Genomic DNA, 7,681 nt, shown 5'->3' with positions numbered 1-7,681 from the left:
TGAGTGTATTAATTTAGTACGAGAATTAATGAGACTTAATCGTAATAAATGGAAGTATTATTTACGAGGAATGAGAGCTAAATCGCTTGTCCTGTCTGCTTTATAACTATTTTCGTCGCCCCCCCAGATATTCAACTAACAGTTGTTGTCTAATGTCAGGATTAACTTGCCAATCTCCAATCACAACGAAAGACATTTCTGGTTTTAGTTTGGGGGGATAACTTAATGATATCCCATCTGGATAATAAAAGGTTTGATAGTCTGGATATTCCCAAGCTAAATGAGTTGGTGTTGGCTGAGATAGTTGGGTGACTGGGGTAAGGGTAATGGCTAATCCTTCTTCCCCATTAAGGATATCTCGATGGGGGATTAACTCTGGGTTAAGTGTCCAATGATCACAGGGTTTTTGCAAATCCTCTTCTCGGACACTGACTGTTTTAGTTAATTCCCCATCTGAGTTATACATTACTAGCAGACTATGACGTAATTCTTGATATCTAAACCAGAACTCTACTGCAAATAACTCCCCTGGTTCAAATCGATTTACCGTCCAAATAGCCGATCCTTGATCAAACATATACATAAACGATGCTTGATCGGTTTGTTCAGCTAAACCATTGATTAAACTATTCGGAGTATTCTGGTAAACCTTCTCCTCTTCAGTTCCATTATCATACATATATACGTTAGTTTGGTTAATGTGAGTTTGTTCAGAATCACTAATAGAGCATCGACTACCGACAAAGGATTCCATCACTTCACCTTCAGGGGAATAAATTGTCCAAGACCCATACCAATTCCGTAAATGATGGGTCATAAAATTAGTCCAGTTATGCTGCTTTAACTGTTCAAATGTCTGATTCATGGGGATTGTGTGAAGTTTTATTACAAAAACAAAAGGGAACAGGGAACAGCGGATCTGGGAACAGGGAACAGGGAGCAAAAATTCTCACAATTTATTTAGGATCCCTAGATATCCGGTTTTTATACTGTTTTATTAAATTGCTTCTATAATGGTTGGTAATTTGAAGGGCTACTGGGTTAACTCTGGATAAATTAGCGTAGGGTAAACGGTAATTATAAAAGAGTTATGGATAATTGTGGAAACCTTTACCAATTAATAATTAGCAATTCCAAATAAGCAATTACTAACTACAAATTACCAATAAATAACTGTGTTCGATTAGGTAGATAGGGATCAGGTCAAGTTTGCAGAACCTATGAACTATAGCAATTATCTATGCCATGAGGTACAAAGAGATCCCCCTAAATCCCCCTTATAAAGGGGGACTTTGAGGTTGAGAAGCGTACCTCATAAATCCTAGAAACGCTATATGTACGATTACAGGAAGCTAAAACCCATGAGGGGGCTATAGCTTTTTTACAAATGCTCTGCATAAGTGACAGCTCCCGATAGATAGTCCTTTTTAGCACACTTTATTTCTCTGAAGGAGAAACTTGTTATGACAGCTGGGATGAATTCAGATCCCCCCAGAGGTCAAAACCTCGCCAGCACCATCGTGCTGGTAGTGGCTTGGCTTTTGGGGAATATCTGGGCACTGCAATGGCTATTTGAGTCATTTAAGTATGCATCACTGCTAAATATGATGCTAATCGGTGTTGTGCTCATGGCTTGTTTGGTACAGCTATGGCGCGATCGCTTAATTATAACTGTGTCAGCAACTCCCACCTTAAGACTCTATCCCCTGTTGCTAATGTTAGGGTCTGGGATTAGTGCGATCGCATTCAGGTGGTTGGTGTATATCCCACAACTCAACTTACTCCTATTCCTACTGGGTAGCTACGGGTTATGGGGTTTGTTTATCTCACCATCCCTTTGGCGTAAAGGGTTACCTGCTGCAATTTTAGTTGCCTGTGTTGTCCCTTTCAGCACTGAGTTTAACAGTGGTTTGGGTTTTCCAGTAAGGGTGATCACTGCTCATGCTGTGGAACAGATGCTGTCAGCTTGGCACATTGTAGCTATCTCCTCCCACGACATTATTGTCATGGAAAACGGGATTGCTCAGGTAGATTTGCCCTGTAGTGGTCTGAAAAGTTTGTGGACAGGGACTTTGTTTTTACTGGCAGCTACTTGGTTAGAACGTCGTCAGCTAGGGATACGTTGGTTACTGGTTTGCACTGCAAATCTTGTGCTGCTAGCGATCGCTAATACAATCCGGGTGCTGCTGTTAGTCATGATTATAGAAGTCTGGCAACAGCAACAAGTTGCTGAAGTGCTACATCTACCGCTAGGACTGATTGGTTTTATCTTGGCTTGTGCCTTCAGTTGGATGCTGCTGCAAACCGTTCCTCAGAATTCCGGGGGTTTGATGTTGGCCACAACTGTGTTTAGGGATTTGTCATTGCTGGGTAAAGATAAGAAACAAGGACTTACGGGGTTAAGTGGATTTCGCCCCCCTGCCCCCCAATTTTGGGGGGTAATGATGTCAAAGTCCCCCAGAATTGGGGGATTTAGGGGGCACTTGGGTAAGGATAAGAAACAAGGAAGTTTGAAGAAAGGAAACCCCCATCGAAACGGAAATTTAGGATATTCGTCTAATTCCGGTCTGGCACTAAAGGATAGTCAGTGGCGGCTAAACAAACAAAACGGATATCCCCAGGCTACTGCTCTAGTTAAGACTGGTGTCAGCTATCAGTTTCAGCAAAAGTCTAAGAGTATCACTTGGCTGCTGATTGTAGTTATCGCTCTAGGGCTGGTAGGTCAAATTCAGCCAATTCAAGAGAAGGTAAATGCCATCGCATCGATTCAATTACCCCAGCAACTGGTATCTGAACCCTTACCTCTAACGGAAGCTGAACAACGATTTTTTGATAATCATGCCTTACCTATTGCTCAAAAGCAACGGTTTGTCTATGGCAATCTCTCTGGTTCAATGCTATTGGTAGCCAGTAGCGCTTGGCAAGCTCACCATCCACCAGAATTATGTTTGGTGGGCAATGGTTTCAAGGTAGATTCGATTAAGCCAACCTTGCTCAATCAGTCAGTAAAGGCACGGTGGCTATCTCTGCAAGACGGCAAACGTTCAGCAACCTACTGGTTTCAATCACCCCAGGGCACTACAGATGATTTCCTATCCCGAATCTGGGATTATATCGCCCATCGCAACAAGACTTGGGTGCTAGTTTCTGTTCTTTTCGATAATGAACACAATCCCGATAGTGCTGAGATTCAGACTTTTGCTAGCGCTATCCATGATGCTATTCACCAAAGCTTAACGTCAGCAGTCAGCAGTCAGCAGTCAGCGGTTAGCCGTCAGCCGTCAGCGGTCAGCGGTCAGCCGTCAGTAGTCAGTGGTCAGCTTATTTTATTCAAAAGCAAGCCCATTAGCTGATAGCTGATAGCTGATAGCTGATAGCTGATAGCTGATAACTGATAACTAATAGCTGATAGCTGATAGCTGATAACTGATAAAGCAATAACATGAAACAAAAATCTCTAAAACAAATCCTTGATATCAGTTTTTACAGTATTTTTTGGCTGTGGAATCTGATGTTTCTCACAGTTGTCTATGCTGGCATCTTGCCAATTATTGGTATTCTGTTAATCCAGGAGACCTTTGATGGTGCTATTCCTGTTGATTTCTTCCTTACGTTTTTAGCATTGATTGCAGTACCAACTGTCTGTACTGTCATTGGTGGTTGGCGTCTCACGATGCAACCAAGGGAGTTAATGCGCTTGTTTTATGGTGTGGAAGCACCCTTATTTGCTTGGTGCCTAATTCGTTTGTTCTTGATCCGGGAATTTACCACTGTTAGCACCTTAGTATTGGGTACCGTTTTGGTTTGTATCCTGGCATTTGCTGCGGAAGTAGTATGGGGATATGATCCTAATCGTAAACCAGTAGCATGGTTACAACTAATTGCTCACACCTTGATGCTTTTGACTAGTATTTATGTCGGAGTATTGCTGTTGTTTTATGTTGTCCCTGCTGCTGGTGCTTTTATCCAAAATTTCTTCAAATTCCAATGGCTAGAAAATCTGTGGTTATCATGGATCTATATTGATATAATCGGTTTATTAATGTTACTCCTATTTGGATTTAGCATTACCCTATTTCTAGGAATGCCCTCAGCATTTACAGCCCTTTATGTTCATTCCGGACAGCGCATCTTAAGGGCTTTTGCCAGACAGTATGGGCGCAACCGGGCGATTCAAGGGGCAGTAGCTGTGGTTACTGTCTGGATGATTCTGTTCTTTTCCTTGAATGTACAAGCTCAAGTTGAGGCGTTTAAGCTCCTAGAAAATTACCCAAAAACTAATAGCGATCGCCAAGCCTTGATAGCTAAGTCTGATGTAATTCGCACTGGGTTAGTTAATGCCAATTTGTTCCCCTATCGGTATCTGAGTAGCCGAGACGAGAATAACCATATCTACGCGATGTACAAAGATGTGTTTGACTTGCCAGATTCCCTATGTGAATTTTTACAAAATAGCTACAATCTGGTTATGTCACCGTTTTTGTATAAGGGCTCCCGAGACGATGTGGAAAAAGCTCAACAGCTTTATGGGGAATTCTTTGATACACCACTTCAGAAAGCAGAACGAAAAGCTGTTCAACATGCCCTACAATCTACAGCGATTATTGACCAAGCTAAGGCGGGTTTGTTGAATATCGATCAAAAACGGGTGTGGCTGCAAAAGCAAGAGGTAACCTTAGATGCCCATGGGGATTGGGCAGATGTAGAAATCTACGAGGTGTATAAGAATAAAACTACTGATGTTGAGGAAGTACTCTACTATTTTTCGTTACCAGAAGGGGCAGCTATTACTGGCTTGTGGCTAGGTGAAACGGATGACCGCAATCACCGCTTTCCATTTCAAGTCTCGCCACGGGGTGCTGCACAACAGGTTTACAACTCCCAGGTCAGGCGATCGCGTCCTGTGGACCCAGCCCTGCTTGAGCAAGTCGGACCTCGGAATTATCGTCTCAGAGCATTTCCCATTCCTCGTCCGTTATCCTCATGGGAGAAAAGACATGGTAGCGATCGCGCAACGGAAATGCATCTGTGGCTGACCTACAAGGTGATGCGACAAGAGAAGGGTTGGCCCTTGCCTGAGTTAAACGAACAACGTAATATCTTTTGGACAAATCGCACCAAGCGCATCCGCAATGGTAAAGTACAACGGGGTTTTTCTGATAGGTGGTTAGAAGCATATTTACCAGCAGATCAACCCCAGCAACCCATGGTTCATCAGGTGAATTTAGGGGATGGCTACCGCATCTCGGCGAAACCGTTAGACTTGTTGCAGAAATCGGGAATAGGGAACACTAACCTCTCGACATTAAAGGATAAGCGGTTTGCTCTCATTCTCGATAGTTCCAGGAGTATGGCTGCTCAAGCATCCCAGGTCAAAGAGACATTCACTTGGCTACAAAAACAGGGTTTTGCTGATCAGAGCTTGACTAACAATGATGCGGATTTGTACATCACTGACGCAATAGATAACAAGATCGAACATCAAGCTAAACGCATTGATGATATAAGTGATTTTGATCCTGCTGAGATCACCTTTTATGGCTCTATCCAACCTGAACAGATGCTGCAACAGTTTGAACAGTTGCGTGGCAATACCCCTTATGACGGGATATTACTGGTGACTGATCAGGGTAGTTATGAGTTATCTGAGGATAATAAAAATGTGGCGGTGGTGGCTGCACCCCTGTGGATGGTTCATTTGGGCAATCAATTACCCTCAGCCTACAATGATACGATTCTAAAATTGATTCAAAATAGTGGTGGTGGTGTCTCTACGGATATCCAAGGGGTAATCCAGCGGATGGCGACTCAAGAAGCCTTGGGGTCATCGGTCGTAAGTGTGGCGGATGGCTATGCTTGGTTTATGGAATCAGGAACTGCTGAGACTACTACTGAAACTGGATTTGAACCACTGGCGGCCAGGCAACTTATCCTAGGGTTGAGTGGAAACCTGAATGGTTCTCTAGAAGAACTGGATCGGATTCATGGCATCGCCAAGACCTATGACATTGTCAGTCCCTATTCATCCATGATTGTGCTGGTGAATGATCAGCAACGAAGGATGCTCAAAGAAGCAGAAGCGTCGAGCGATCGCTTTGACCGAGAGGTGGAAACTGGGGAAGAACAGTTGAATCAGCCGTCTAATCCGTTTAGTGTTTCCGGTGTTCCTGAACCGGAGGTATGGATGTTGATCTTGATCAGTGCGATCGCACTTTTGATTATTAGCAAACGACAAAAAATTACCGTTGACGGTTAACCCTCAAGAGTTGTGAATTATATAGCAATTCTCATAGCTATGAGAATTGCTATATATAGAGGTTCTCATATTAATCAGGTACACAGGATTTTTTCCCTGTTCCCTGTTCCCTGTTCCCTGTTCCCTGTTCCCTGTTCCCTAAAATCCACAACTTGTGTACCTCACCTATTTAATAAATGCTCTAAGTAGCATTAGTGAATAAGCACACTTTCAATAAACTCTACTAGTTCTGAGGTTTTAAGCAAGCGTGGCATCTTGAACTGTGCATGTGATGTTCCTTGAGCAAGGATTTTATTTTTCAGCATTTTAAAAGTGTCTGTCTTCACCAACTTCAATTCAAGTTGACCGAGCCGATTTTTATCTCTCAAATTCCTATAAGCAGGATACTGATCATAAATAAATTGTTCCATTTTAGTCTGGCATATTTTAAAGTCAGGTAGACTAGCCAATGGTTTAGAAACTTCCACGTAGATCACATACCTCCAGGGACTGATTGAATACATCATTGCCGTCGTGTAATCTACTAATTGGCAGTCATCCCCAAGACTGTTTATCCCTTCAATCAGGGCAGCAAAAACGATGTTTTCAGGAACTCTCTCGCCATAGAAGTCTAACAAAGAACCATTACGGTACAAAAATTCTACACTAGGGCTTTGGTTATAGTAGCCAAGGCACTTAACAACATCCCCCAGTCTGTACCGGTAAAGTCCAGCGACTGTTGTTACCACTATTTCATAACTTTCACCGACCGCAAGGGAGGTTAAATCAACAGTAGTAGGCGCATCCCCATCAACTTCACTAATCCGTATAAATTCAAAGAATGCCGAACTAGGAGTTATCACATAGGCAGGAGGCTCTTTTTGTGGTTCTAAGTTGATTCCAATCCAAGCTTCAGAAGCACCATAACCAGGAGAGTAAATCGGGAGGTCACCTGTATAAACTTGCAAACTTTCTTTGTACAGCTGCATAGAACCCGTTGTGATACATTGTATGTAGGACAATTTCGGGAATATTCGAGGTAAAATTCCCTCGAATCCTTTTTCAAATTCAGTCCTTAGTACCTGGGCACGGTCTGGATTTGGCTTGAGTAAATTTTGTAAATCATCCCGTGTGGAAGCATCTAGTTCTAAGCTTTGATCAATTCTACCATACTGGATATCGTTGACCAATTGCTGCCACTCTTTTTCCAAGGTTTGTAGACCTTGTAATAAATTATAGGCAAAGTTACCCATGATGTATGCCAAATCTTGCTCTAGTAAACCAAACAGCAAATGGCAATAATAAGCACTGCGGTAATCCGATATTAAAAAGACGCTAGGAGGGCTAGTATATTTGAGACGTATAATAGTTTGAATAAACTTAGACTGTTTGATGCCTCCGCTACTACCTGCTCCTCGTGGAATCCCACTGGGTGTAAGCTTTAGA

The 7,681-nt window shown here is 42.7% G+C and carries 4 protein-coding genes; 2 read left to right on the top strand and 2 right to left on the bottom strand.

All coding sequences use genetic code 11. The features are described 5' to 3' along the window. Window positions 1-106 precede the first annotated feature (106 nt). On the bottom strand, window positions 107-865 hold the full coding sequence (locus tag F6K37_RS27370; protein WP_287253548.1) for a DUF3598 family protein: 759 nt from the start codon (window positions 863-865) through the stop codon (window positions 107-109). 598 nt (window positions 866-1,463) lie between these two features. Here F6K37_RS27370 and xrtO point away from each other — a divergent pair. Together xrtO and F6K37_RS27360 are read left to right on the top strand one after the other, a co-directional pair. Further along, entirely contained in the window at window positions 1,464-3,353 is a 1,890-nt protein-coding gene (xrtO, locus tag F6K37_RS27365; RefSeq protein WP_287253547.1) for an exosortase O, read from the top strand. A gap of 89 nt (window positions 3,354-3,442) precedes the next feature. After that, complete coding sequence (locus F6K37_RS27360; RefSeq protein WP_287253546.1) at window positions 3,443-6,256, top strand: TIGR02921 family PEP-CTERM protein; 2,814 nt, start codon at window positions 3,443-3,445, stop codon at window positions 6,254-6,256. A gap of 191 nt (window positions 6,257-6,447) precedes the next feature. Here F6K37_RS27360 and F6K37_RS27355 read toward each other — a convergent pair. Next, window positions 6,448-7,681, bottom strand: a 1,234-nt coding sequence (locus tag F6K37_RS27355; RefSeq protein ID WP_287253545.1) for a GH3 auxin-responsive promoter family protein, incomplete at its 5' end; no start/stop codon positions are given.

It is taken from the genome of Moorena sp. SIO4E2 (assembly GCF_010671945.1).
GTDB lineage: Bacteria > Cyanobacteriota > Cyanobacteriia > Cyanobacteriales > Coleofasciculaceae > Moorena > Moorena producens.
Note: the sequence above shows the minus strand (reverse complement) of the source record. Positions and strands in the feature narration are given on the sequence as shown.